The sequence below is a fragment of the Amycolatopsis alkalitolerans genome (genome assembly GCF_006152065.1).
In the GTDB taxonomy this organism is placed as follows: Bacteria; Actinomycetota; Actinomycetes; order Mycobacteriales; family Pseudonocardiaceae; genus Amycolatopsis_E; species Amycolatopsis_E alkalitolerans.
Genome location: NZ_VDFW01000034.1, coordinates 41,285 through 64,320, shown reverse-complemented (window position 1 = coordinate 64,320; position 23,036 = coordinate 41,285). Strand labels below are relative to the sequence as shown.

The 23,036-nt window shown below is 70.1% G+C and carries 22 protein-coding genes, 1 tRNA gene and 1 pseudogene; 12 read left to right on the top strand and 12 right to left on the bottom strand.

The window, feature by feature from the left end:
* The first annotated feature begins 165 nt into the window (after nt 1-165).
* Nucleotides 166-1,743, top strand: coding sequence for a tyrosine-type recombinase/integrase (locus FG385_RS28410; RefSeq protein ID WP_139099871.1), 1,578 nt, complete (start codon nt 166-168; stop codon nt 1,741-1,743).
* 407 nt (nt 1,744-2,150) lie between these two features.
* Here FG385_RS28410 and FG385_RS28405 read toward each other — a convergent pair.
* From FG385_RS28405 to FG385_RS28395, 3 genes are all read right to left on the bottom strand, one after another.
* Nucleotides 2,151-2,223, bottom strand: a tRNA-Ala gene (locus FG385_RS28405).
* 99 nt (nt 2,224-2,322) lie between these two features.
* Nucleotides 2,323-3,108 (bottom strand): DsbA family protein, encoded by a 786-nt coding sequence (locus tag FG385_RS28400; RefSeq protein WP_139099870.1) that lies wholly within the window; start codon nt 3,106-3,108, stop codon nt 2,323-2,325.
* 5 nt (nt 3,109-3,113) lie between these two features.
* A complete protein-coding gene (locus FG385_RS28395) occupies nt 3,114-3,629 on the bottom strand; it encodes a MauE/DoxX family redox-associated membrane protein (protein ID WP_139099869.1) in 516 nt (171 codons plus the stop codon).
* Between the two features lie 87 nt (nt 3,630-3,716).
* Between FG385_RS28395 and FG385_RS28390 the strand changes: the two genes are divergently transcribed.
* The gene (locus tag FG385_RS28390) at nt 3,717-4,517 is read left to right on the top strand and encodes a glutamate ABC transporter substrate-binding protein (protein ID WP_139099882.1); all 801 of its coding nucleotides are present in this window, start codon (nt 3,717-3,719) and stop codon (nt 4,515-4,517) included.
* Nucleotides 4,514-6,877, top strand: a complete 2,364-nt coding sequence (hrpB, locus tag FG385_RS28385) for an ATP-dependent helicase HrpB (protein ID WP_139099868.1) — start codon at nt 4,514-4,516, stop codon at nt 6,875-6,877. The genes FG385_RS28390 and hrpB overlap by 4 nt, the downstream gene beginning before the upstream one ends.
* On the opposite strand, the gene FG385_RS34090 is transcribed toward hrpB, so the two are convergent.
* The gene (locus tag FG385_RS34090; RefSeq protein ID WP_160148906.1) at nt 6,864-7,016 is read right to left on the bottom strand and encodes a hypothetical protein; all 153 of its coding nucleotides are present in this window, start codon (nt 7,014-7,016) and stop codon (nt 6,864-6,866) included. The two genes, hrpB and FG385_RS34090, sit on opposite strands and share 14 nt — an antisense overlap.
* Before the next feature lie 34 nt (nt 7,017-7,050).
* Between FG385_RS34090 and FG385_RS28380 the strand changes: the two genes are divergently transcribed.
* From FG385_RS28380 to FG385_RS28370, 3 genes are read left to right on the top strand one after another with little or no spacing between them, the layout of a single operon-like run.
* Nucleotides 7,051-7,257 carry a hypothetical protein gene (locus tag FG385_RS28380; RefSeq protein ID WP_139099867.1) on the top strand — a complete coding sequence of 69 codons (207 nt, stop codon included), beginning with the start codon at nt 7,051-7,053 and terminating at the stop codon, nt 7,255-7,257.
* Nucleotides 7,258-7,863, top strand: a complete 606-nt coding sequence (locus FG385_RS28375; RefSeq protein ID WP_139099866.1) for a hypothetical protein — start codon at nt 7,258-7,260, stop codon at nt 7,861-7,863.
* Nucleotides 7,864-7,887: 24 nt separating this feature from the next.
* Nucleotides 7,888-8,268, top strand: coding sequence for a VOC family protein (locus FG385_RS28370; RefSeq protein WP_139099865.1), 381 nt, complete (start codon nt 7,888-7,890; stop codon nt 8,266-8,268).
* A 138-nt stretch (nt 8,269-8,406) separates the two neighbouring features.
* On the opposite strand, the pseudogene FG385_RS35730 reads toward FG385_RS28370, so the two are convergent.
* From FG385_RS35730 to hutH, 6 genes and pseudogenes are all read right to left on the bottom strand, one after another.
* A pseudogene (locus tag FG385_RS35730) lies at nt 8,407-8,719 on the bottom strand (hypothetical protein); the annotation flags it as partial.
* 3 nt (nt 8,720-8,722) lie between these two features.
* A complete protein-coding gene (gene hutI / locus FG385_RS28365) occupies nt 8,723-9,889 on the bottom strand; it encodes an imidazolonepropionase (protein WP_139099864.1) in 1,167 nt (388 codons plus the stop codon).
* A complete protein-coding gene (locus tag FG385_RS28360) occupies nt 9,877-11,130 on the bottom strand; it encodes a formimidoylglutamate deiminase (protein WP_139099863.1) in 1,254 nt (417 codons plus the stop codon). The genes hutI and FG385_RS28360 overlap by 13 nt, the downstream gene beginning before the upstream one ends.
* On the bottom strand, nt 11,127-12,320 hold the full coding sequence (locus tag FG385_RS28355) for an allantoate amidohydrolase (RefSeq protein WP_139099862.1): 1,194 nt from the start codon (nt 12,318-12,320) through the stop codon (nt 11,127-11,129). Before FG385_RS28355 ends, FG385_RS28360 begins: the two co-directional genes overlap by 4 nt.
* Nucleotides 12,317-13,963 (bottom strand): urocanate hydratase, encoded by a 1,647-nt coding sequence (gene hutU, locus FG385_RS28350; protein ID WP_139099861.1) that lies wholly within the window; start codon nt 13,961-13,963, stop codon nt 12,317-12,319. Before hutU ends, FG385_RS28355 begins: the two co-directional genes overlap by 4 nt.
* On the bottom strand, nt 13,960-15,483 hold the full coding sequence (gene hutH / locus FG385_RS28345) for a histidine ammonia-lyase (RefSeq protein WP_139099860.1): 1,524 nt from the start codon (nt 15,481-15,483) through the stop codon (nt 13,960-13,962). The genes hutU and hutH overlap by 4 nt, the downstream gene beginning before the upstream one ends.
* Before the next feature lie 72 nt (nt 15,484-15,555).
* Here hutH and FG385_RS28340 point away from each other — a divergent pair, with 72 nt between their 5' ends.
* Nucleotides 15,556-16,341, top strand: coding sequence for an IclR family transcriptional regulator (locus FG385_RS28340; RefSeq protein ID WP_139099859.1), 786 nt, complete (start codon nt 15,556-15,558; stop codon nt 16,339-16,341).
* A gap of 19 nt (nt 16,342-16,360) precedes the next feature.
* On the opposite strand, the gene FG385_RS34080 is transcribed toward FG385_RS28340, so the two are convergent.
* Complete coding sequence (locus FG385_RS34080) at nt 16,361-16,570, bottom strand: hypothetical protein (protein WP_160148904.1); 210 nt, start codon at nt 16,568-16,570, stop codon at nt 16,361-16,363.
* Between the two features lie 184 nt (nt 16,571-16,754).
* Between FG385_RS34080 and FG385_RS34075 the strand changes: the two genes are divergently transcribed.
* Complete coding sequence (locus tag FG385_RS34075) at nt 16,755-17,324, top strand: TetR/AcrR family transcriptional regulator (protein ID WP_160148903.1); 570 nt, start codon at nt 16,755-16,757, stop codon at nt 17,322-17,324.
* Between the two features lies 1 nt (nt 17,325).
* Here FG385_RS34075 and FG385_RS28330 read toward each other — a convergent pair whose 3' ends face one another.
* Nucleotides 17,326-17,919, bottom strand: coding sequence for a TetR/AcrR family transcriptional regulator (locus FG385_RS28330; RefSeq protein WP_139099857.1), 594 nt, complete (start codon nt 17,917-17,919; stop codon nt 17,326-17,328).
* 194 nt (nt 17,920-18,113) lie between these two features.
* Between FG385_RS28330 and FG385_RS28325 the strand changes: the two genes are divergently transcribed.
* The 4 genes from FG385_RS28325 to FG385_RS28310 all read left to right on the top strand — a co-directional run bounded on the left by FG385_RS28325 (nt 18,114) and on the right by FG385_RS28310 (nt 23,029).
* A complete protein-coding gene (locus FG385_RS28325; RefSeq protein ID WP_139099856.1) occupies nt 18,114-18,878 on the top strand; it encodes a class I SAM-dependent methyltransferase in 765 nt (254 codons plus the stop codon).
* A gap of 177 nt (nt 18,879-19,055) precedes the next feature.
* Nucleotides 19,056-20,132, top strand: coding sequence for an ABC transporter substrate-binding protein (locus FG385_RS28320; protein WP_139099855.1), 1,077 nt, complete (start codon nt 19,056-19,058; stop codon nt 20,130-20,132).
* Between the two features lie 3 nt (nt 20,133-20,135).
* A complete protein-coding gene (locus FG385_RS28315) occupies nt 20,136-21,929 on the top strand; it encodes an ABC transporter permease (RefSeq protein WP_139099854.1) in 1,794 nt (597 codons plus the stop codon).
* Nucleotides 21,926-23,029 (top strand): ABC transporter ATP-binding protein, encoded by a 1,104-nt coding sequence (locus tag FG385_RS28310; RefSeq protein WP_139099853.1) that lies wholly within the window; start codon nt 21,926-21,928, stop codon nt 23,027-23,029. The genes FG385_RS28315 and FG385_RS28310 overlap by 4 nt, the downstream gene beginning before the upstream one ends.
* Nucleotides 23,030-23,036 lie beyond the last annotated feature (7 nt).

The window sequence follows — 23,036 nt, the reverse complement described above, 5'->3', positions numbered from 1 at the left end:
ACCACGGAGTGCGATCAGCTCACCGGCGATGATTCCCCCGCTGGCGGGGAGTGTCGTCCAGCCGCAATCTTCGGGTGTTCGTACAGGTCAGGACTGTGCACTGTGGAGAATGTGCCTCCTTAGCGCACCCAGACCGGGTGCGCCTCGTCTGACGGGAGGCCTGTCATGGCTTGGGTAGAGAAGATCGCGCAGCACTCGTGGCGGGTGCGACACCGGCGCGATGGCGGAGTCGTCGAGTCGCTCTACGGGTTCCGCAGCGCCGACGCGGCACAGGAGGTCGCAGGCATGCTCGACGGCGACCGGCACCGTAGTGGCTGGTCGCCCCTCTCGCGCGACCGCGCCGCGGCGATCACCCTGGCCGACTGGGTGGGCTGCTGGTGGCCGACGCTGGATCTGGACACCCGTACTCTCGAGAACTACCGCAGTTACCTGCGCTGCCATATCCTGCCCCGGTTCGGCACTCTCCCGATCGAGGCCATCACACCGCTGGACATCCGCCTGTGGAGCACCGAAGCCCTCGAGGCCGGTTACGCCCCGGCGACCGTCGGTGGGTGGAAGAACCTGCTGTCCATGATCTTCACCGACGCCGTCGATGAAGGCCTCGTGGCCACCAACCCCGTCCGCAAACACCGCCGCCGCGGCCGCCGCTCCCGGCACCTGCGGCCGGAGCGGATCTGGGCCACCCCCGAACAAGTCCTCGCCGTCGCGGACCAGGCGGGCATGCTCGGCGGCCCCACCGCGCGCTTACTCATCATCACGGCCGCCTGGACCGGCTGCCGCTGGGGCGAACTCACCGGACTCCACCGCGACAACATCGACCTCGACCGCGGCGTGATCACCATCGACACCTGGCAAGGCGCGCTGCACGAGTCCAACGGCAAGCGATGGATCGGGCCACCCAAGACCGCCTCCTCCGCCCGCCGCATCCACCTGCCCCCATTCCTCACCGAACTGCTACGGCAGCACCTGAACACCCACCCCTACGAGTACGTGTTCACCACCGAGTCCGGCACCTGGCTGTGGCGCTCCACCTTCACCCGCCGCATCCTGCGCCCCGCCGCCGACGGCAACCCCAACACCGCTCACCCTGCCGTGCGCACCCACCCGACCTGCCCCGGGCTGACCTTCCACGGGCTGCGGCACAGCCACAACACGTGGTTGATCAGCGACGACATTCCCGAGATCGCCCGCGCCCGCCGACTGGGACACCACACCGACAACCGCATCGCCGAAACCTACAGCCACGTCTCCGGCGAGATCCACCAGCGGCTCCTCGCCAGCCTTGAACACCGCTGGCACACCGCCAACACCAGTACCAGCACGGAACAGCAGACAGACCCGTTCACGCCCGAACGCAGCGAGCGGCCGGCACCGCCCGCTCACTGTGACGGCGTCAGCCCAGCCGGTGGCAATACCTCCACAATGGACACAACTCAGGAACCCGCGCACACCGTCTGTGTCGGCGACGACGGTGATCACGATCGCGCCGCCGCCCTTGTCCCCGCCGTCACACCCGGTCGTATTCCGGCGCGGCGCGGGACAGACCGGCACCCGTCACGCCGGACGAGGACACCGTTGATCGGAAAACGAGACCTCGCATCGAAACACAGCATTATCAACACAAAAATAGCGCTAACCGAGGCCGATTGGCGCGATTGCACACTGGCCCCGATCGGATCGCCTAACACTCACGGGAAAAGGCTCGATCATCGAAGCATAAACGCTCTGCCAGCGGCCAGTTAGCATACCGAACTCACCACAATATAGCACGACAAAAGGAAAACAACATCGACAATTGATCGGAAACGCCGATACTGGCGAGCACCGCGAGGGACGGCTCGATACCACCGCAAATCAAGGCCGGCCGCCCCACGATAACGCGCACCCATTCACGGACACGAGACGCATTCATGCGGTAACCATCAGCAATGATCGGGCGCTGTAACCCCCATGGGGTTCACAGACAGGGACAACCCCGAAACCCCACGTCACCGCATCAACGCCGCGCATATCCGGAACGGTGCGCTCCAGCTCTGCTCCAGCAGGGACACGCATCCCACGCCCGGAAACGATCACGCTCGCTCAACACTGGAAGATCAGAAACCCTCTGACCTGCGCAAACGCGCGATCAGAGGAATTTGATCAACCTGTGGAGCTAAGGGGACTCGAACCCCTGACCCCCTCACTGCCAGTGAGGTGCGCTACCAGCTGCGCCATAGCCCCGCGGGCGGAATGGACTCCGCACCGTGTCTGGATCTACTTTACATCCACCTTCGGACCGCCCGTAGGCGGGGGCCCGCCGGAGGACCCCCGCGCGGCGGGTCAGGGCTGGCCGACCAGCTTGGTCAGCCAGTCCGCCTGGCTTGTGTCGACGTTGACGCCGTTGTGCCGGACAGTGGGCGTGCCCTTGAAGTTCGGGTCGGCGAGGATCTTCTGCAGGGCATCGTTGAGCTGCTGGTTGTACGTCCCGGCGTTGACGCACGACTCGAACGCCGGCGCGGTGATGCCCACGTCCTTGCCCAGCTGGATCAGCTGCGCATTGTCGTACCCCCGCTGCCCTTCCTCCGGCTGCGCGGCGAATAGGCTGTCGTGGAACGGGGTGAACTTGCCCTGGTCCGCGGCGCACAATGCGGCGTTCTCCGAGGCCAGCGAATAGCCCGGCGGGTCGGACTGGCTGTTCAACAACGGGATCATATGGTAGCTGACCTGCAGGTTCCCGGCCTGGATCTGCTGCTCCACCTGGCTTCCGTAGATCTTCTGGAACTGGCCGCAGTACGGGCACAGGAAGTCGGCGTAGATATCGATCTTCGCGTTGGCGCTGTCCTTCCCCGAAACCACCACATCGCCCTGCCGCTCGGTCGGCACATCCAGCGACGCGTTCGTCTGCACCGCGGGGATCGCGTGGCCGGCCGTCTGGTTCTTCGACGAGTTGGTCCAGATCACCCCGCCGATCACCAGTGCCGCCAGCACCACGACGGCGACGACCGCGACGATCATCTTGCGGTTGCCACCCGACGACCCTCGTGCCTGCGCCACCGCCCGCGCACCGGCGTTCCGCCGCTGCTGCTGTTGCCGCCGCTTGCGCGCGGTCCGCTCCGCTCCGCCCACTTGACTCAGGTCCTTTCCACTTCACGCACAGGTGGCTCCTCCGGCCGCGGCTGCGGGCGCAGCCATCCGTCGACCGCCAGCCGCGTCCGAGCGCGCACCGTCAGCCAGCCCGCCAGCACCAGGAAGCCCACGTCACGGACGATTTCCTGCGGGTACTGGGTCTGCCCGGCCGCGACCTGCCCACCACCGCCGAAGCAGCCGCAGTCGATCGTCAGCCCCCGCGCCCACGACTGAGCGACCCCGGCGATGAACAGCACCAGGAGCACCGCCGACGCGACGGCCGCCACCCTCGTCAGCAGCCCGGCCAGCAGGAGCACTCCCAGCGCCAGCTCCAGCAGCGGCAACGCGGTGGCCACCGGGTGCAGCACGGCATCCGGCAACACCTGGTAGGCCTTCACCGCGAGGTAGGTCTGCCCGGGATCGGCCAACTTGATCGATCCCGAGGTGAGCCACACCGCGGCCAGGCCCAGCCGCACGAGCGTCCCGATGACGTCGAGCACGGCTTGGGAACGTCGGAACACACGCTTAGGCTATCGGCGCCTCCTGAGAAACCTGTGAGGTCATGCCGTTTGACCGGGAAGGAGCAGTTCGTGCGGCTCGTCCGAGTGATGACGGTACTCGTCCTGCTACTCGGGCTGACCTCCTGCACCTCTCACGACCCGAACACCCTCCTCGGCAAGGCCGACAGCGGGCACCTCATCATCGGCATCCGCTTCGACCAGCCCGGATTGGCCGAACACACCCTCGACGGCCGGTTCGTCGGCTTCGATGTGGACGTCGCCGAGTACGTCGTGGGGCAGCTCGGCGTGAACCCGTCGGGCATCACCTGGCGCGAGACGACGTCGGCGACCCGCGAGACCGATCTCACGTCCGGCGCGGTCGACCTCGTGGTCGCGACCTACTCCATCACCGACAAGCGCAAGCGGCTCGTCTCGTTCGCCGGGCCCTACTTCGAGACCGGCCAGGACCTGCTCGTACGCCGGTCGGACGACGAGATCACCGGTCCGGAGACGCTCAACGGCCGGCGCCTGTGCTCGGTGACGGGATCGACGCCGGCGCACGAAGTCAAGACCCGCTTCGCGCAGGCCGTGCAGCTCGTCGAGTACCCCCGCTACCCGGACTGCGTGACCGCGCTGCTCGCCGGCCAGGTCGACGCGGTGACCACCGACGGCGTCATCCTCGCCGGGTACGTGACGCAGAACCCCGAACTGCTCAAGGTGGTCGGGAAACCGTTCTCCACCGAGCGGTACGGCATCGGCCTGCGCAAGGGCGACGCACAGGGCCAGCATGCCCTCGACGACGCCATCCAGCAGATGATCAAAAGCGGTAAGTGGCTGGACTCCCTGCACGCGAACATCGGCCCCTCCGGCTATCCGCTGCCCGCGCCGCCCGCGGTGACCGAACGATGACCCTGCCCGTCACGGCGGTTCTGCCTGAGCTGACCGCGGCGCTCGACGCGCACGGCACCGCAGTGCTCGTCGCGCCGCCCGGTACCGGCAAGACGACGCTGGTCCCGCTCGCCCTCGCCGGGCATACCGAGGGGCGCATCGTGGTCGCCGAACCGCGCCGGCTCGCGGCCCGCGCGGCGGCGAGCCGGATGGCGTCGCTGCTCGGCGAACGGGTCGGTGAGACGGTCGGCTATTCGGTCCGCGGCGACCGCAAGGTGTCCGCGCGAACCAGGATCGAGGTGGTGACGTCCGGCCTGCTTGTCCGGCGTGTGCAGGGCGAACCCGAACTGCCCGGCGTGGACACGGTGCTGCTGGACGAATGCCATGAACGCCATCTCGACGCCGACCTCCTGCTGGCGCTGCTGCTCGACGTGCGTGGCGGGCTGCGCGAGGACCTGAAGCTGCTGGCGACTTCGGCCACCGTCGCCTCGGGCAGGCTCGCGACGCTGCTCGGCGACGCGCCGGTGATCACCGCGCACGCCCGCACCTTTCCCGTCGAACTCACCTACCTCCCGCCCGCGCGGAACGAACATGCAGAGGCATCGGTCGCCCGCGCGATCCGCGCCGCGCTGTCCGAGGTCTCCGGCGACGTGCTCGCGTTCCTGCCCGGAGCCGGGGAGATCGCACGGACGAGAGCCCTGCTTTCGGACGTGGAAGCCGACCTCCTGCCGCTACACGGCAGGCTGAGCACCGCGCATCAGGACGCCGCGCTCAAGCCCGGGCCGCGGCGGCGGGTCGTGCTGGCCACCGCGGTCGCCGAATCGAGTCTCACCGTGCCGGGCGTGCGGGCCGTGGTCGACTCCGGACTCGCCCGCGTGCCGCGTGTGGATCACCGCCGCGGCCTGCCCGGCCTCGCGACGGTGCGGGTCTCCGCCGCCGTCGCCGAACAGCGAGCCGGGCGCGCCGGGCGTGAGGCGCCCGGCCGCGCGTACCGCTGCTGGGCCCAGTACGAGCAGTCGAGCCTGCCCGCCTACCCCGAGCCGGAGATCAAGACCGCTGACCTCACCCGGCTCGCGCTCGAACTCGCCTGCTGGTCGACTCCCGACGGCGCCGGGCTCTCCTGGTGGGATCCGCCACCGGACGGCCCGCTCACCGCGGGCCAGGAACTGCTGCGGGCGCTGGGCGCGCTCGAGGGCGAACACGTCACCGAGCGCGGCCGGAAGATGGCCACCCTTGGCCTGCATCCGCGACTGGCCCGGGCCCTGCTCGACGGCGCGGCCGAGGTCGGCGCGCGTTCCGCGGCCGAGGTCGTGGCGCTGCTGGACACGGGCGGCACACTCACCGACGTCGAGGCCGAACTGCGCCGGCTCGCCACGGACGACCGCTGGCGCGCCGAGGTACGGCGGCTCTCGCGACTCGTCTCCGGCGCGCCGGAGCAACCCGATCCGGCGCTGGTCGTCGCGCTCGCGCATCCCGAACGCCTGGCACGGCGCCGGGAGCGGGACTCACCGGTGTACCTGATGGCCGGCGGCACGGCCGCCGAACTGCCACCCGGCAGCGGACTCGGCGACGTCGAATGGCTCGCGGTGGCCGAAGCCACCCGCGATCCCGGGCGCGCACACGGCATCATCCGGCTTGCCGCTCGTGCGGACGCAGAACTCGCGCTGCGCGCGGCGCCGAATCTTCTGTCCGAAGTGGACGAAGTCAGGTGGGCGGGCGACGTGGTGGCACGTTCGGTGCGGCGGCTGGGCGCGATCGTGCTGTCCGAACGCCCGTTGCGCGACCCCGACCCGGAGCTGGTGCGGCAGGCGCTTCTCGACGGTCTGCGCAGGGAGGGCCTCGGCCTGTTGCGATGGTCGAGCGAAGCCGGAAACCTCAGGCAGCGATTGGCTTTCCTGCATCGCGTGCACGGTGCGCCATGGCCGGACGTGTCCGACGACGCCTTGCTCGCCACCGCTGGGAACTGGCTCGCCGGTGCCCGCCGCCGGGCAGATCTCGCGAAGATCGAGGCCGCAGGGGTGCTGCGGGGTCTGCTGCCCTGGCCCGAGGCCGCGCGGCTCGACGAACTCGCCCCCGACCGGATCGAGGTGCCGTCCGGTTCGCGCATCCGCGTCGATTACGCCACCGGGGAACCGGTCCTGGCCGTGAAACTGCAGGAGACGTTCGGCTGGCTCGACACTCCGCGCGTATCCGGAGTGCCGGTCGTGCTGCACCTGCTCTCCCCCGCCGGGCGGCCGGCCGCGGTGACGAGCGACCTGAAGTCCTTCTGGAGCAACGGTTATCCGTCGGTGCGCGCGGAACTTCGCGGTCGCTACCCGAAGCATCCGTGGCCCGAGGATCCGCTCACCGCCACTGCGACCCGCCGCGCTAAGCGGTCGTGACGTCGATCACCGACAGTGCCCAAGGCCAGAACAGCGTGTACGCCTCGGCGTTGACCGGGTTCCCGTGCCGGCTGCGGTGTCCCGGGCACGGTGGGGTGATAGGCCACGACCTCGTCGAGCTGTCTGTCGCAATCGTCATGCTGGAAACCGTAGTGAAATGCGATGATCTGATGATGAACGACCGCAGCCTCACCGCGCAGCTCGGCAACCTGCCCGAGAGCGTCGCGGCACTTCCGGACTCAGACCAGCAGGATCTCGCGGACGCGCTGCACGCCGCGAGACGCCGGCAGGCGAGGGCCCTGTCGAAGGCAGGGAACGAGGCGCTGCGGTTCATCCCGGCGCTGCTGCGCCCGGCGGTCCGCAGGGCTGTGGGGCTGTAGATGAGCTCCGACGCGGAAGTCCGCAAGCTCGCACGGGTGCTGGGGGTTTCCCCGGAACGCTTCGATTACCTGCACGACGTGCCGCCCGAGGACCTGCGGCTGCTGCGCGCGAGCGTGACGAGCGTGCTCTATGACGCGCATCTGGACGTGCTGGAGCGCATGGCGGGCGCGAGCCGGCTGCTGCCGGTCCCACTGCTGGCCAGGATGGCCGAGCGGGTGTTCGGGCCGGTGCTCTCGGCGCGGATCGCGGGCCTGGTCGAGGTCGGTCGCGGGGTAGACATCGCGAGCCGGCTCTCACCCGCGTTCCTCTCCGATGTCGCGGCCGAGCTGGACCCGCGCCGCGCGGCGGGGATCATCGCGGGCCTTCCCGTGCCGGTCGCGGTCGACGTCGCGGCGGAGCTCTCGCGCCGCCGAGACTGGATCACCATCGCAAGGTTCGTCGACATCCTGCCGGAACGCACGATCACGGCTTGCCTCGAGGTGATCCCCGACAAGGCGCTCCCCCTCGTCGCCCGCATGGTCGACGATCCGGCGCGCGTGCACTACGTCACCGACCTCCTGCCGCAGCACCGCCTCGACGCCATCGCCGACGACCTGGCGGGCTAGGAGTGCGGAGGGTAGGTTTCGGCGATGGCCTGTCGTATCAGCGAACTCGTGCTCGATTGCCGCGACCCGGAGGCGCTGGCGCGGTTCTGGTGCGAGGTGCTGGACTTCGTGGTACTCGATCGCGAGGACGACGGCTCGGTGGAAATCGGGCCGCGCGAAGGGTTCGGTGGACCCCAGCCGACGATCATCCTCGGTCGTTCGGATGAGCCGAAGCGGGGGAAGTCCCGGCTGCACATCGACGTCAACGCCACCGACCGCGATCAGGACGCCGAGCTCGAACGCCTGCTGAAGCTCGGCGCGCGCCCGGCCGACGTCGGCCAGACGGGGCAGGAGCCATGGCATGTACTGGCCGATCCCGAAGGCAACGAGTTCTGCCTGCTCAAGACCCGCATCGCCGCACTCTGAGCGGCGACGATCAGGTAGATCCCGTAGGCGACGATGGCGACGAGCGCGATCAGGAACACGTTGCCGAGGGCAGCCCAGTCGATCTTCATCGCACTCCTCAGACGGACGCGGCGACCGGCTCGGCCGGTGCGGTCTCGTTGACGTTGTTCGCGTGGTGGACAGCGCGAACCCGAGGTGCGCCGACGCCAGGATCGTTACCGCCGAACTCGTCTCCCACAGCGGCGGCGCGGTCCCGGCGGCGAGCGAACCGGACGCGATCACCGTCAGCGTGATCACGCCCATGGACTTCTGCCGGTCACTGGTGCCGAGCACGGCGACGACCGGCGACGCGACCGCCGGGATGAGGATCTTGGACGATCGAGCCGAAATGCACCGCGCCCGCGCCGATCCAGGTCGCCCCGATGAGCCCGGCGAACACCACCGCCGGGGTCACTTTCGGGTCGTCGACGATGATTCACCTGGGCGGTTTGTGGTTGAACATCCGGTGAACGCCGTTCAGGACGATCGCCCGGGTAAGCGGCACCCCTGGGCGATATGCGAGGTGTGTGACTGAGGGTGCGTCCAGCACCTGCAGACAGGCCCGCGCGCCGGGCCGGATGAAGCCGACGTCCGTTCGCCGCAGCGCTCGTGCGCCACCCGCTGTCGCGGCCCAGACCGCCTCCTCGACCGACATCCGCATCTGCAGCACGGCTGTCGCGACGCAGAAGGCCATCGACGTCGTGTACGAACTGCCGGGGTTGGCGTTGGTGGCCAGCGCCACCGTCGCACCCGCGTCGAGCAGACGCCGGGCCGGGGCGAGTGGCTGGCGGGTGGACAGGTCACATGCGGGCAGCAGCGTCGCGACCGTGTCCGACGACGCGAGGGCGTCCACGTCGGCGTCGGTGAGGTACGTGCAGTGGTCGACACTGGCCGCATCGTGGCGGACCGCGAGCTGGACGCCGGGACCGGGGCCCAACTGGTTGCCGTGGACCCGCACGCTGAGCCCGCGCTCGGCGGCCGCCAGCAGCACTCGCTCGGACTGGGCCTCGTCGAACGCGCCCTCCTCGCAGAAGACGTCCACCCAGCGCACGAGTCCCTTGACCGCGTCGAGCATCTCGCCGCAGACCAGGTCCACATACGACTCCGCATCGGTTCCCGGCGGGACGAGATGGGCACCGAGGAACGTCACCTCGTCCACCACCTCCGCGGCGATACGGGCGGATCGCACCTCGTCCACAACGGACAGTCCGTAGCCGGTCTTCGTCTCCAGGCAGGTCGTGCCCTGGCGCCGGGCCTCCTCGACGTGCTTGCGCAGGTTCGCGGCGAGGTGCTCGTCGGAGGCGGCGCGCGTGGCCGCCACCGTCACCGCGATTCCACCTGCCGTATAAGGATTTCCGGACATCCTCGCTTCGAACTCGGCCGTCCGGTCCCCGGCGAACACCAGGTGCGTGTGGCTGTCCACCCAGCCGGGCAGGACGGCACGACCCTCGACGTCAAGGCGTTCATCGGCGGCTGGGGCGTCGCGTGACGGGCCGACCCAGGCGACACGGGTACCGTCGAGCACGATCGCCGCGTCCCGCAGCCGGCCGGCCTCCGGATCGTTCGTGGTCAGCTCACCGATTCGGTCGATCAGGATCGCCACAGCGCCTCGATCTCCTTCGCCAGCACCGTTTCGGGCCGTTCGACGAGTTGGTGCACGCGGTCTCGCACCACCCAGCGCCCACCCACGAGCACGTCTGTCACGTCGGCGGCGGTCGCGGCGAGCACGACGGCTTCGGCCTCGCTCCCGGCGGTCCGCACCGATTCGGGATCGACCACGACGAGGTCCGCCGGCGCGCCCACCCGCAAGCCGCCGCCGGACGCCGCCATCAGCTCGGTCATCGTGAACCGGCCGCGGGACCCGGCGGCCAGCCGCTCGTTCATCTCCAGGGCCCTGGCCTCCTCGAACGGGTCGATGACGGCGTGGCTGTCGCTGCCGAGGCACAGCGGGACGCCCGCATCCGCAAGTGCGCGCGCGGGGCCGATTCCGTCCCCAAGATCCCGTTCCGTGGTGGGGCAGAAACAGACCCGCGTACGCGTCTCGGCGAGGGTGCGGATGTCGGCCTCGGTCAGATGCGTGCCGTGCACCGCGACCGTGTCCGGCCCGAGCACGCCCGCGTCCGCGAGCACCTGGGCCGGCGTCCGGCCAAGGTGGGCGAGGCACTCTTCGTTCTCCGCCCGCTGCTCGGACAGGTGGACGTGCAGCGGGCGCCCCTTGACCGAGGCAAGCTGATCGACGGGAACGGCGCGGACCGAGTGCACGGCGGCGCCGACGGGCACTCCCGGTTCGAACGCCTCGACCCGCCGCGCCCACGCTTCGGCGTCGCCGTCGCCGAAGCGCCTCTGCGGCTCGTCGAGTTCGCGATCGAAACCACCGGTCAGGTAACAGGTGTCGAGCACCGTCACCCTGATCCCCGCCTCCGCCGCGGCCTCCACCAGCGCGTACCCCATCGCGTTGGGATCGTCGTACGGGCGCCCGCCCGGCCCGTGATGCAGGTAGTGGAACTCGTCCACGCTCGTGTACCCGGCGAGCGTCATCTCGGCGAAGACCCCGCGCGCGAGGCGGTGATAGGACTCGGGATCGAGACGCCCGGCGAGCGCGTACATCCGCTCACGCCAGGTCCAGAATGTGCCTCGGTCGTGGTGCGTCCGGCCGCGCAGGGCGCGGTGGAAGGCGTGCGAATGCCGGTTGGCGAAACCGGGCAGGACAAGTCCATTCAGGACGATGCCGGTCCGGGGCGCGCCCGGCGTAAGCGCTTTCAGCACACCGGCCTCGACCTCGATCCGGACGTCGCGCGCGACACCGTCCGGCAGCCACGCCCGCGCACACCAGTAGGTCGTCATGTCGACAAATGCCGCAGTGCTTCGGCGAGCGCCCGCGCGCCGTGTTCGACATCCTCGTCCTCGGCGAACTCCTCCGGCGCGTGGCTGATGCCCGTCGGGTTCCGCACGTAGAGCATTCCCGCGCGAGTGTGGCCGGACAGGATCGCGGCGTCGTGCCCGGCGCCGGTCGGCAGTTCGGGTGCCCCGCCGAGCAGGGCGCGAAGCTCCTCTCGAAGGCCCGCGTCGAAAGCCACGGTCCCGCCGTAGGACTCCTCCGAGAGCCTGATCTCGCAGCCTTCCTCGGCCGCGGCCTTGCCCGCCGCGTCCGCGATCTCGTCGACCAGTGGGCGCACCCGGTCCTCACCCGTCACCCGCGCGTCGAGCCAAAGGTCCACAGTGGACGCGATGACGTTCGTCCCGCCAGGTCGCGGGATCAGCCTGCCGACCGTCGCCCGCGCACCCTCGACCTTCGACGCGATCCGCCGCGCCGCCGCGACCACCGCCGCGGCCGGAACCATCGGATCGTGCCGGTCGCCCATCAGCGTCGCCCCGGCGTGGTTTCCCTGACCGGAGAACGAAAACCGCCACCGCCCGTGGGCGATGACCGTGCTGCCCACGGCCACCGGCGAACCCAGATCGACCAGGCCGCGACCCTGCTCGACGTGCAGTTCGAGGAACGTGCCGATACGCGACAGCGCGACCTCGTCCCGCCCGAACCGCTCGGGATCGAACCCCGCCCGCGCGGCCGCTTCCGCGAACGTCACGCCGTCCTGGTCACGCAAGGCGCGGGCCTTGCCGGCGTCGATCGATCCCGTGAGCAGCCGCGAACCCAGGCACGGCACACCGAAACGGCCGCCCTCCTCTTCGGCGAACACCAGGACCGCCAACGGTTTCCCCGGCCGGAACCCCTCGGCCTGAAGAGCCGCGACGGCGTCGAGCGCGCTGACCACCCCGAGCGGTCCGTCGAAGGCGCCGCCGCCCGGCACCGAGTCGAGGTGGCTGCCCGTGACCAGGGCGTCCGGCCCCGGCGTTCCCCACCAGGCCCACAGGTTGCCGTTGCGATCGGTCTCCACGTCGAGCCCGATGCGCTCCGCGCGCTCGGCGAACCACGCCCGCAACTCGCCCTCCGCGCGGTCGAACACGTGCCGCGAATAGCCGCCGCGACCGCGTCCGACGCCGGCGATCTCCCCGAGCAGGCCGACGGCGCTCACCGCTCTTCCTTCATCGGCACGCGCACGCCTCGCTCGTGCGCGACCTCCACCGCGCGTTCGTACCCGGCGTCGACATGGCGGATCACGCCCATCCCCGGATCGTTCGTCAGCACCCGCTCGATCTTCCGCCCGGCCAGCGAAGTCCCGTCCGCCACGCACACCTGGCCCGCGTGGATCGACCGCCCCATCCCGACGCCGCCGCCGTGGTGGATCGACACCCAACTGGCCCCGGACGCGGTGTTGACCAGGGCGTTCAGCAAGGGCCAGTCAGCGATCGCGTCGGAACCGTCGGCCATCGCCTCCGTCTCGCGATACGGCGAGGCGACGCTCCCCGAATCGAGATGGTCGCGGCCGATCACGACCGGCGCCTTCAGTTCGCCGCTGGTCACCATCTCGTTGAAGCGCAGCCCCGCCAGATGACGCTCGCCATAGCCGAGCCAGCAGATGCGCGCCGGAAGCCCTTGGTAGGCAACGCGTTCCCCGGCGAGCCGGATCCAGCGTGCGAGCGATTCGTTGTCCGGGAACAACTCGAGAATCGCCCTGTCGGTCGCCGCGATATCCGCCGGATCGCCGGACAGCGCCGCCCACCGGAACGGGCCCTTGCCTTCGCAGAACATCGGCCGGATGTAGGCGGGCACGAACCCGGGATAGTCGAACGCGCGCTCGCACCCGCCGAGTTTCGCCTCGCCGCGCAACGAGTTCCCGTAGTCGAACACCTCGGCGCCCCCGTCGAGGAACCCCAGCATCGCATCGACGTGCCGGGCCATCGAATGCCGGGCCCGCTCAGTGAACTCCTCCGGCTTGCTCGCCGCGTACTCGTGCCAATCCTCGACGCCGACCCCCACCGGCAGGTACGACAGCGGATCGTGCGCGGAAGTCTGGTCGGTGACGATATCGGCCTCGACACCCCGCCGCAGCAACTCGGGCAACACCTCGGCCGCGTTCCCGATCACCGCCACCGACAACGCCTGCCCGGCCTGTTTCGCCGCCGTCACCCGGCGCACCGCGTCGTCCACATCGGACGCCAGCTCATCGAGATAGCGGGTGTTCAGCCGCCGCCGGGCCCGGTCCGGATCGCATTCGACGACGAGCGCCACGCCACCGTTCATCGTCACGGCGAGCGGCTGCGCGCCGCCCATCCCGCCGAGCCCCGCCGTCACCGTCAGCGTGCCCTTGAGCGAACCGCCGAACCGCTTCGCCGCCACCGCGGCGAAGGTCTCGTAGGTGCCCTGCAGGATTCCCTGCGTGCCGATGTAGATCCACGAGCCGGCGGTCATCTGCCCGTACATGGTGAGCCCGAGCCGTTCGAGCCGGCGGAACTCCGGCCAGTTCGCCCAGTCCCCCACCAGGTTCGAGTTCGCCAGCAGCACACGCGGGGCCCACTCGTGCGTGCGGAACACCCCGACCGGCTTACCCGACTGCACGAGCAACGTCTCGTCATCGTCCAAAGTGGTCAGAGTACGGGTGATCGCCTCGAAGCTCGCCCAGTCGCGGGCCGCCTTGCCGGTGCCGCCGTACACGACCAGGTCTTCCGGGCGTTCGGCGACGTCCGGATCGAGGTTGTTGTGGAGCATCCGTAACGCGGCCTCCGTCTGCCAGCTCTTGGCAGTGCGTACGGATCCGCGGGCAGCTCGGACGATCATGCTTCCTCCAATGCCTCGAGAACGGCTCCCGACCTGACGAGTTCCTCCGCCGCGGCGATGTCCGGCGCGAGGTGCCGGTCCGGCCCCGGACCGCCGGCGCGTTCACGCACGATGTCCCGCACCGCCCCGGTGACGGGCGCCGGCCGCAACGGCGCGCGCAGGTCCAGCGCCCGCGCCGAGGTCAGCAGTTCGACGGCGAGCACCGTGGTCAGCCCGTCGATGGCGCGCCGCAGCTTCCGCGCGGCGGACCAGCCCATCGAAACGTGGTCCTCCTGCATGGCGCTGCTGGGAATCGAGTCGACCGAGGCCGGTACGGCGAGCCGTTTCAGCTCGCTGACCACGGCGGCCTGCGTGTACTGCGCGATCATGTAGCCGGAGTCCACCCCGGGATCGTGCGCGAGGAACGCCGGGAGTCCTTGTGAGCGCGCGACGTCGAGCATCCGGTCGGTGCGGCGTTCGGCGATGCTCGCGACGTCGGCGACGCCAATCGCGAGAAAGTCCAGCACATGAGCGATCGGGGCGCCGTGGAAGTTGCCGTTGGACTCGACGCGGCCATCCGGCAGCACGACCGGATTGTCGATCGCGGCGGCCAGTTCCCGGTCGGCGACCAGTTCGCCGTGGGTCACGGTGTCCCGTGCCGCGCCGTGCACCTGCGGGGCGCAGCGCAGCGAATACGCGTCCTGGACGCGTGTGCAGTCCGGCCCGCGGTGGCTCGCGACGATCTCGGAATCCCGCAGTGCGGCGAACATCCGCCGGGCGGAAAGCGCCTGCCCCGGATGCGGTCGCAACGCCTGCAGATCGGCGGCGAACGCGCGATCGGTGCCCAGCAGGGCTTCCACGCTCATCGCACCGGTGAGGTCCGCGGTGTCGAGCAGGCGGTGGAGGTCCGCGAGCGCGAGCACCAGCATGCCGAGCATGCCGTCGGTGCCGTTGGTGAGGGCGAGCCCTTCCTTCTCCGCGAGCGTCACGGGCGCCAGACCGGCCTGCCGCAAGGCATCCGCGGCCGGAAGGCGAACGCCGTCCTGGACGGTTTCCCCTTCGCCCATCAGCGCGAGCGCGACGGCGGCGAGCGGCGCGAGATCCCCGGAACACCCCAGCGAACCGTACTCGTGCACGACCGGCACGATGCCCGCGTTGAGCAGTCCGGCGAGCGCGGTCGCGGTCTCCGGGCGCACCCCGGTGTATCCGGTGGCGAGCGTACGCAGGCGCAGGAACATCAGCGCGCGCACGACTTCCGGCTCCACCGCCGCCCCGGCACCGGCCGCGTGTGAGCGGATCAGCGAACGCTGCAGCGCGGTCCGGCGGTCGGCCGGGATGTGCCGGATGGCCAGCGCGCCGAACCCCGTCGAGACGCCGTAGGTCGGTTCGGTCGCGCCCGCCAGCGCGTCGATATGCTGCCGGGTCTCGCTCAGGTTCTTGAGGACCGCTTCACTCAACTCCACCCGGGCCCCGCCGCGCGCGACCGCGGTCACCTGCTCGCGGCTCACGGGCCCCGCGTCCAGCCGAACTGCACTCACCATCAGCCCATTCCACCTCTGCCGAGTGTCTCGCACAGTTGGCGAGGGTGTGCTTCGGTCTGGTATTCCAGACACATGACCGACGTGCCGGCGCTGCGGCGTGGCCTGGCCGTGCTGGACGCACTGGCGAGGCGTGCCGGACCGGCTTCGGCCGCCGCGCTCGCACGCGAGCTGGACCTGCCGCGGTCGACGACCTATCACCTGCTGGCCGAGCTCGAGGCCGCCGGTTTCGTCGCGCATCTGCCCGCGGAGCGCCGGTACGGGCTCGGCATCGCGGCGTTCGAGCTGGGTTCGGCGTACCTGCGGCACGATCCGCTCGAACGGCTCGCGGGACCGTTGCTGCGCGAACTCGTCGACGAGGTCGGGCACACCGCGCAACTCGGCGTGCTGCACGGGAACGAGCTGGTGTACCTGCTGAAAGAGCGTCCGGCGCTGCCCGAAACGCTGGTGACGGACGTGGGCGTGCGGATTCCGGCGCACCTGCCCGCCTCGGGGCGCGCGATGCTCGCGTACCTGCCGGCCGCGCATGTGCGGGCGCTGTTCCCGGACGCCGCCGCGTTCGTGCGCCGCACGGACCGCGGGCCGCGGAACCTTGCCGAGCTACGGCGTGTGCTCGCGACCGGTCGCCGGCGCGGCTGGGCGGTGGAGGACGGCTTCGTGACCGCAGGGTTCGCTTCCGTCGCGTACCCGGTGTTCGACCACGGTTGCCGGCCGATGGCCGCGGTCAGCGTGACCCTGCGACACCACTGCCCCGACGAAGCCGCGGTATGCGGGCAGGACTGGCCCGAACTCGCGCGGTGCGTACGTGTCGTGGCCCGGGACCTGACCACCCGGATCGGCGGCCAGTTTCCGGTTGTCTAGCGCCAGTCCCTTCGCGCCCCTAGATGAGCTGCTTGCCCTGCTCGGCGTGCAGGCCGAGCATCTCGAGCAGTTCCGCGCACTCCTCGGCGTCGGCCGAGTGGCCGGCCACCGTACGCGCGGCTTTGCACTCCTGGGCATCCCGGAGGACCTTCTCCTCCGCGCGAACACCTGCGAGCCAGCCTCCCTGCGCTGCTTCATCGGGGCTGGTCGCACGGCTTACCCGGGCCATCTGGCACCTTCTTCCGGCTTCGCGTCTGGGTGGCGGAATTCGCCTAACCGCGCTAAGCATCGCAGGCGCTGTGCGGAGCGTCCAGTTTCACTTCACTCCGTCACGTACGCGCAACACGCCGGAAATAGGCAACCGGATCCATTATCCATTCGGATGGACGATCCGGATACCGTACGATGAGCGCGTGAAATCGCGGGGTGAAACGCCACGGCGGGCAGATGCGGCGCGTAACCGCGAGCGCGTGCTGCGGATCGCGCGGGAGCAGCTTACCGCCGGTGACGAATCGCTCCAGCTGAACACTATCGCACGGCTCGCGGGCGTCGGCGTCGGCACCGTCTACCGGCATTTCCCCGGTCGCAATGCGTTACTGGAGGCCATTTCCCACGGTTCGCTCGCGGAATTGACCGAACGCGCCGAAAGCGCGGCGGCGAACGGTGACCCATTAGCCGGATTGCATGAGTTATTACGCTTCGCACTCACCCGCACACTGGCGGAACCGGGTTTCGCGGGCGTACTGGGTTCGCCCACCGCGGCCGATCCCGCGACCGCGGCCCTGAAATCCCGCTTCGACAAGGCGGCGGGCCGGCTGCTGCGCCGCGCGAAGCAGCAAGGCCAGGTGCACGAGGACCTCCGCCCCGCGGACCTGCGCCGCCTGCTGGCCGGTATCACCCACGCGCTGCGCTGCGGTCCGCACCCGCCCCGGGTGGTCAAGACCTATCTGCGGACGCTGCAGAACGGGCTCCGGCCCAGCTGACTCACGGCAGCCGCCGTTGCACGACGTCCGCCATGACCGTGTCCACCACGCGTTCGATCGCGCCCGGCTCGACCGGCTCCCGGCCGGCGAACAGCAGGTGCCCGGTGCCGACCAGCGCGAGCGCCAGCGAATCGACGTCCGCGTCGGCCGCGATACGGCCGAGCGCGCGTTCGTCCGTGAGATAGGCGGAGATCATGGCGCTGGCCTGGCTCATGACCGGGACACCGGGAAGCCCGGCCTGGCGCAGCCGGGCGCGCAGGCCGTCCCGGAAGACGACGAGACCGAGGATCCCCACCGCGATCGGATCGAACAGGTCGGTCAGCGCGGTGACCAGGTTCCCGCCGACGGTTCCCCGCCCGGCGGCCTGGCGGAGGACGGCCGCCCGATCCTCGACCCTGGCGACGCGATCTTGCACCAGTTCGGCGAGAAACGCGTCGAAGTCCTCGAAATGCCTGTGCAGGACACCCTTGGCGACACCCGCCTCCGTCGTGACGGCACGGCTCGTCAGCGCGCTCGGCCCGTCACGGAACAGGACACGCTCGGCGGCGTCGAACAACTGCTTGCGCACATCGCGGATATGCACCCCGGTCGGCATACCGGCATTCTCTCCGCATCTTTGCCTCACACGCCGGCGGGCTCGAACCGCGCTCCGTGCCACTGGTCGCCTGAAGCTCGGTGCGAGTCGCGCGATCGCTGACCGCGAACCAGCACCCGACTGCTTAGTGGGCACTCGCCCACTAAAGTAGGCGAGTGCCCACTGTACCTTCCGAGCCCCATCAAGCCAGGCAGATGGCCGAATCGTTCGGCGTGGACGCCGAACGCTACGACCGCGCCCGCCCCGGCTACCCCGACGAGCTGGTGAACCGGATCGTCGCCGCCGCCCCCGGACGAGGCTTCCTCGACGTCGGCTGCGGCACCGGCATCGTGTCCCGTCAGTTCCAGGCGGCAGGCTGCACGGTCCTCGGCGTCGATCCCGACTCCCGGATGGCCGGCTTCGCCCGCCGAATCGGCATCGACGTCGAAGTCGCGACCTTCGAGGAGTGGGACCCGGCGGGCCGCACGTTCGACGCGGTGGTCGCCGCCCAATCCTGGCACTGGGTGGACCCGGTCGCCGGCGCCACCAAGGCGGCGGCGGTCCTTCGCCCCGGTGGTGTGCTGGCGATCTTCGCGCACGCGTACATCCCGCCGCCGGAGATCGCAAACGCTTTCGCCGAGGTCTACCGGCGCGTACTGCCCGACGCGCCGTTCACCAGACAGCGCGCGGCGACCGCGCCCGACATCTACGAGGCGATGTTCGCCAAGTTCGCCGGGGGAATCGAAGAGGCAGGCGGCTTCGGCACACCGGACCGGTGGCGCTTCGAATGGACCCGCACCTACACCCGTGACGCCTGGCTGGACTTCCTCCCCACCACAGGCGGCCTGACCCGGCTCCCGAAGGACAAACTCGACGAAATCCTGAGCGCGGTAGGCAACGCGATCGACGCCCACGGCGGCGAGTTCACCCTTCCCCACACCACACTGGCGCTGATCGCCGGCACCGGGCGAACTGCCTGATCAGCGCAAACTTCCGGCGCGATCTCACCGACCGTGCGCGGACCGTTACAGGTCCACTCCGCGGTGGCCTGATGTTCACCGAGTCGCCACTGAAGCACCACCTCACCGCCTTGGCTGTCACACATCGTTCGTAACGACGGTTTTTGGCTCGGCGCTAACGGCGATGAGGAGAACTCCATGACCACCTGGAATGCCTGGCGGACCGCGGCCGCCGTGGTCGCCGTCGCGGCCACGGCCTCGGTCGCCGCGTGCGGCGGCGGATCGGCCACCACCCAGACCGCGGCCACGAAGGCCGGCACCGTGCCACTGGTCGTCTACTCGGCACAGGGCTACGACTCGGCCGTGACCAAGGCTTTCCAGGCGGCCACCGGTATCCCGGTCAAGCTGGACGACGACAGCACCGGCCCGCTGCTGACCAAGATCGCCGCCGAGCGCAACAATCCGCAGTGGGGCCTGCTGTGGGTGGACGGCGACACGGCGTTCGCCGCTCTCGACAAGCAAGGGCAGCTGCTGGACTACGCGTCGCCGACCACCCTGACCTCGGCCGGCCAGGCTCTGGTACCCGCGGACCACTCCTACATGCCGGTGAGCACGACCGTGGTACCGGCGCTGATCTACAACGCGGCCAAGGCGCCCGCGGCCCCGGCCACCTACCAGGATCTGCTCGGCCCCGTCTACAAGGGCCTGGTCGGGATGAACGACCCGGCGCAGTCGGGGCCGACGTTCCCGTTGGTGGCCGGCCTGATGAACCAGCTCGGCGGCCAGGCCAACGGCGTGTCGGCCGGCGAGAACTACCTGCGCCAGCTCAAGGCCAACGGCCTGCACGTCTACCCGACCAACGGCGACACCCTGCACGCGCTCGAGACCGGTCAGATCAGCTACGGCCTGATCCAGAGTTCCGCCGCGCTCGGCGAGGTGGCCAAGGCGCACAAGAACGCGAACTTCGACCCGAAGATCATCTATCTGCCCAAGTCGACGCTGCTGCCCAGCGCGATCGGCATCGACAAGGGCGCGCCGGCCGCTGAACAGGCCGAGGCCAAGAAATTCGTCGAGTACGTGCTCTCGCCCGCCGGGCAGCAGGTCATGCAGAAGGGCGATCCGACGGGCGACTCGCTGTACTGGCCGATCGTGCCCGGCGTGTCGCCGCTGCCGGGCTTGCCCGCGCTGCCCGCCGGCTACCAGCGGATCGACCCCGCGTACTGGGGTCCGCTGGAGAACCAGGTCAACACCTTCTTCGATGCCAACATCAAGTAGCCGATGACGTCGCACAACGACGTGGAACCACTGGACGTGCTCGCTCCCACCGCGCAGGCGGAGCGAGCACGTCCGCGGTCCGGCGGCCTGCCGAGGTGGGTGAGCCGCGCGCCGGTGACGCTGTTCTGGGCGATCGTCGTCGCGATCCTGCTGGTGCCGATCCTGCTGTTCCTCGCCGTGGCCTTCAGTCCGGCGCTGTTCGGCCAGGGACCGCAGTGGTTCACGCTGTCGGGCTTCCACGACGCGCTGTCCGGGCCATTGCTGACCGGCACGCTGGACTCGCTGCTGGTCGGCGTCAGCTCCGCGGTCGTGGCCACCGTGCTGGGCTTCGCGGTGGCGTGGGTGGTGCTGCGTACCACCGTGCCCGGCAGGCGGCTGTGGTCGGCCGCGATGTTCGCCCTCCTGCTGGCGCCGTCGTACCTGATCGCCTTGGGATGGGAGCGGCTGTTCGAACCGCAGGGTGTGTTCGACCTGCTCGGCGTGCCCACCGCCGGAGTGCGATCGCTGCTCTACGGACCGGTCGGCGTGATCACCGTGCTGACGGTGAAGGGGGTGCCGTTCGCCTACCTGGCCATGTCGGCGGCGCTGCGCGGCCTCGGCGAGGAGTTCGAGGCGGCCGTCCGCGTGCACGGTGGCGGCAGGCTGGCCGCGTTGCGTGTGGTGGTCGCGCTGCTCGGCCCTGCCGTCTGGTCGTCGCTGGCGATCGTGTTCGCCGAATCGATCAGTGACTTCGGTGTCGCGGCGACACTGGCCAACGACGCCCACTTCCCGGTGGCCACCTTCGTGCTCTACAACGCGGTCGACAGCTTCCCGATCCAGTTCCCGGTCGCCGCCGCGGTCGGCTGGATCCTGATGGGCATGGCGGTGCTGGCGCTGCTGGCCCAGTCGGCTTCGTTGCGCGGCCGGAGCTACCGCGTGCTGTCCGGTCGCAACCGTGTCGCCCGCCGCCGGCGGCTGTCCACCGTGAGCACGGTCGTGGCCTTCGCGGCGATGGGCGGGCTCGTGCTGCTCAGCCTGGGTGTGCCGATCTTCGGGGCGGTGTCCGCCTCGCTGATCAGCGGCCTCGGCTCGCTGCTCGGCGACCACGGGATCACGCTGGCCAACTACCAGCACGTGCTGGGCGACTCCGGGCTGCGCGGGCCACTGCTGTTCTCGGCCGAGATGGCCGCGATCACCGCCACCGTCACGATGGTGCTGGGCATGACCGTCGCCGGCGTGCTGAGCGCCCGGCGCGGGCGGTTCTCCGCCCGGCTGCTGGATCTGGTGCTGCTGGCCGCGGTCGCGCTGCCGGGCATCGTGTTCGCCGCCGGCTACATCTTCACCTACAACCTGCCCGTCACGAACCAACTCGGTATCCATCTCTACGAGACCTCGACACTGCTGTTGATGGGCTACGTCGCCACCGCGCTGCCACCGGCGTCCCGTGTGCTGCTGGGCAGCGTCGGCCAGGTGCACGCGTCGATGCGCGACGCGGGCCGTGTGCACGGCGGGGGCCCGGTGGGCTCGTGGCTCCGCACCGTCGCGCCACTGCTGGCCCGGCCGATGCTCTCCGCCTGGAGCCTGACCTTCGGCGCCACGCTGCTGGAACTGCCCGTCTCCGAACTGCTGTACCCGCCCGACCAGCCACCGGTCTCGGTCGGCATCACCAAAGCCCTGTCCAACTACGACTTCGGGGGCGGCACCGCGATGGAGGTCATCGCCATCGTGCTCGCACTCGGCGTGATCGCGCTGGTGTGGGGCCTGTTCTGGCTGCTTGCCCCCGTCGGCTGGCGACGCCTGGGAAGGACCATCCGATGACCGTCGCGACGAAGAGCCCGGCCATTGTCCACGGCCATACCGTCCACCTGCGGCAGGTCAGCAAGCACTACGGCCGCACCGCCGCACTGACCGACATCGACCTGCACGTCGAACCCGGCCAGTTCCTCGTGTTGCTCGGCCCGTCGGGCTCGGGCAAGTCGACGCTGATCCGCACACTGGCCGGCGTCGAACATCTCGATCGTGGCCGGCTCCACCTCGGCGGCACCCTCATGGACGACGGCCGCCGCCGGCTGCCACCCGAACGGCGCGACCTGGCGATGGTCTTCCAGGACTACGCCCTGTGGCCGCACCTGACCGCGGCCGGCAATGTCGACTACGCGTTGCGCCGCCGGAAACTCACCGCCGCCGAGGCCGGGCGCCGCCGTGCCGAGGCACTCGACCGCGTCGGGCTGGCCCACCTGGCCGGCCGGTACCCGCACGAACTGTCCGGCGGCGAACAGCAACGCGTCGCGCTGGCCCGCGCCGTGGTCGGCAACCCCCGGCTGCTCCTGTTCGACGAGCCACTGTCCAATCTGGACGCCGATCTCCGGGAGCGGCTGCGGGTCGAGATCGCCACGCTGACCCGGCAGTCCGGCGCCACCGCCGTCTACATCACCCACGACCAGTCCGAAGCGTTCGCGCTTGCCGACGTCATCGGCGTGCTGGACAAGGGAAAGCTGGTTCAGCTGGGGCCACCCGAGGCGATCTACCACGACCCCGCGACCCCGTTCGTCGCACGGTTCACCGGCCTGTCAGGCGAACTGAGCGGAACCGTCGACAGCGTGGACGGCGATGTCGTACGCGCGCGGGTCGGCGCCGACCTGATACGGGCCAAGCGGCGCGGCGCAGTCGGTCCCGGCGACACGGTGCGCGTCCTCGTCCGCCCCGCCGCCCATTTCGCGGCCGAGGTCGATAGTGCGCCTGAAGGGACGGTGGAAGGCAGCGTCGTCGACGTCGCCTACCGCGGCCACGGCTACGACCACGTCGTCGCGTGCGGCGGCACCACTCTCGGCGCGGTGTTCGCCACCCACGCCCGGCCTCGCGGCAGCCGCGTCCGGCTTCGGATCGACATCGAAGGGTGCATGGCCTTCGCCGGCTGAAGCCAGC

Excerpts from the sequence above, each read along its gene's own strand:
- FG385_RS28410 (WP_139099871.1), top strand. The coding sequence starts at position 166 with ATGGCTTGGGTAGAGAAGATCGCGCAGCACTCGTGGCGGGTGCGACAC.
- FG385_RS28390 (WP_139099882.1), top strand. The coding sequence starts at position 3,717 with ATGACGGTACTCGTCCTGCTACTCGGGCTGACCTCCTGCACCTCTCAC.
- hrpB (WP_139099868.1), top strand. The coding sequence starts at position 4,514 with ATGACCCTGCCCGTCACGGCGGTTCTGCCTGAGCTGACCGCGGCGCTC.
- FG385_RS34090 (WP_160148906.1), bottom strand. The coding sequence starts at position 7,016 with ATGACGATTGCGACAGACAGCTCGACGAGGTCGTGGCCTATCACCCCA.
- FG385_RS28380 (WP_139099867.1), top strand. The coding sequence starts at position 7,051 with ATGAACGACCGCAGCCTCACCGCGCAGCTCGGCAACCTGCCCGAGAGC.
- FG385_RS28375 (WP_139099866.1), top strand. The coding sequence starts at position 7,258 with ATGAGCTCCGACGCGGAAGTCCGCAAGCTCGCACGGGTGCTGGGGGTT.
- FG385_RS28370 (WP_139099865.1), top strand. The coding sequence starts at position 7,888 with ATGGCCTGTCGTATCAGCGAACTCGTGCTCGATTGCCGCGACCCGGAG.
- FG385_RS28360 (WP_139099863.1), bottom strand. The coding sequence starts at position 11,130 with ATGACGACCTACTGGTGTGCGCGGGCGTGGCTGCCGGACGGTGTCGCG.
- hutU (WP_139099861.1), bottom strand. The coding sequence starts at position 13,963 with ATGATCGTCCGAGCTGCCCGCGGATCCGTACGCACTGCCAAGAGCTGG.
- hutH (WP_139099860.1), bottom strand. The coding sequence starts at position 15,483 with ATGGTGAGTGCAGTTCGGCTGGACGCGGGGCCCGTGAGCCGCGAGCAG.
- FG385_RS28340 (WP_139099859.1), top strand. The coding sequence starts at position 15,556 with ATGACCGACGTGCCGGCGCTGCGGCGTGGCCTGGCCGTGCTGGACGCA.
- FG385_RS34080 (WP_160148904.1), bottom strand. The coding sequence starts at position 16,570 with ATGGCCCGGGTAAGCCGTGCGACCAGCCCCGATGAAGCAGCGCAGGGA.
- FG385_RS28330 (WP_139099857.1), bottom strand. The coding sequence starts at position 17,919 with ATGCCGACCGGGGTGCATATCCGCGATGTGCGCAAGCAGTTGTTCGAC.
- FG385_RS28325 (WP_139099856.1), top strand. The coding sequence starts at position 18,114 with ATGGCCGAATCGTTCGGCGTGGACGCCGAACGCTACGACCGCGCCCGC.
- FG385_RS28320 (WP_139099855.1), top strand. The coding sequence starts at position 19,056 with ATGACCACCTGGAATGCCTGGCGGACCGCGGCCGCCGTGGTCGCCGTC.
- FG385_RS28315 (WP_139099854.1), top strand. The coding sequence starts at position 20,136 with ATGACGTCGCACAACGACGTGGAACCACTGGACGTGCTCGCTCCCACC.
- FG385_RS28310 (WP_139099853.1), top strand. The coding sequence starts at position 21,926 with ATGACCGTCGCGACGAAGAGCCCGGCCATTGTCCACGGCCATACCGTC.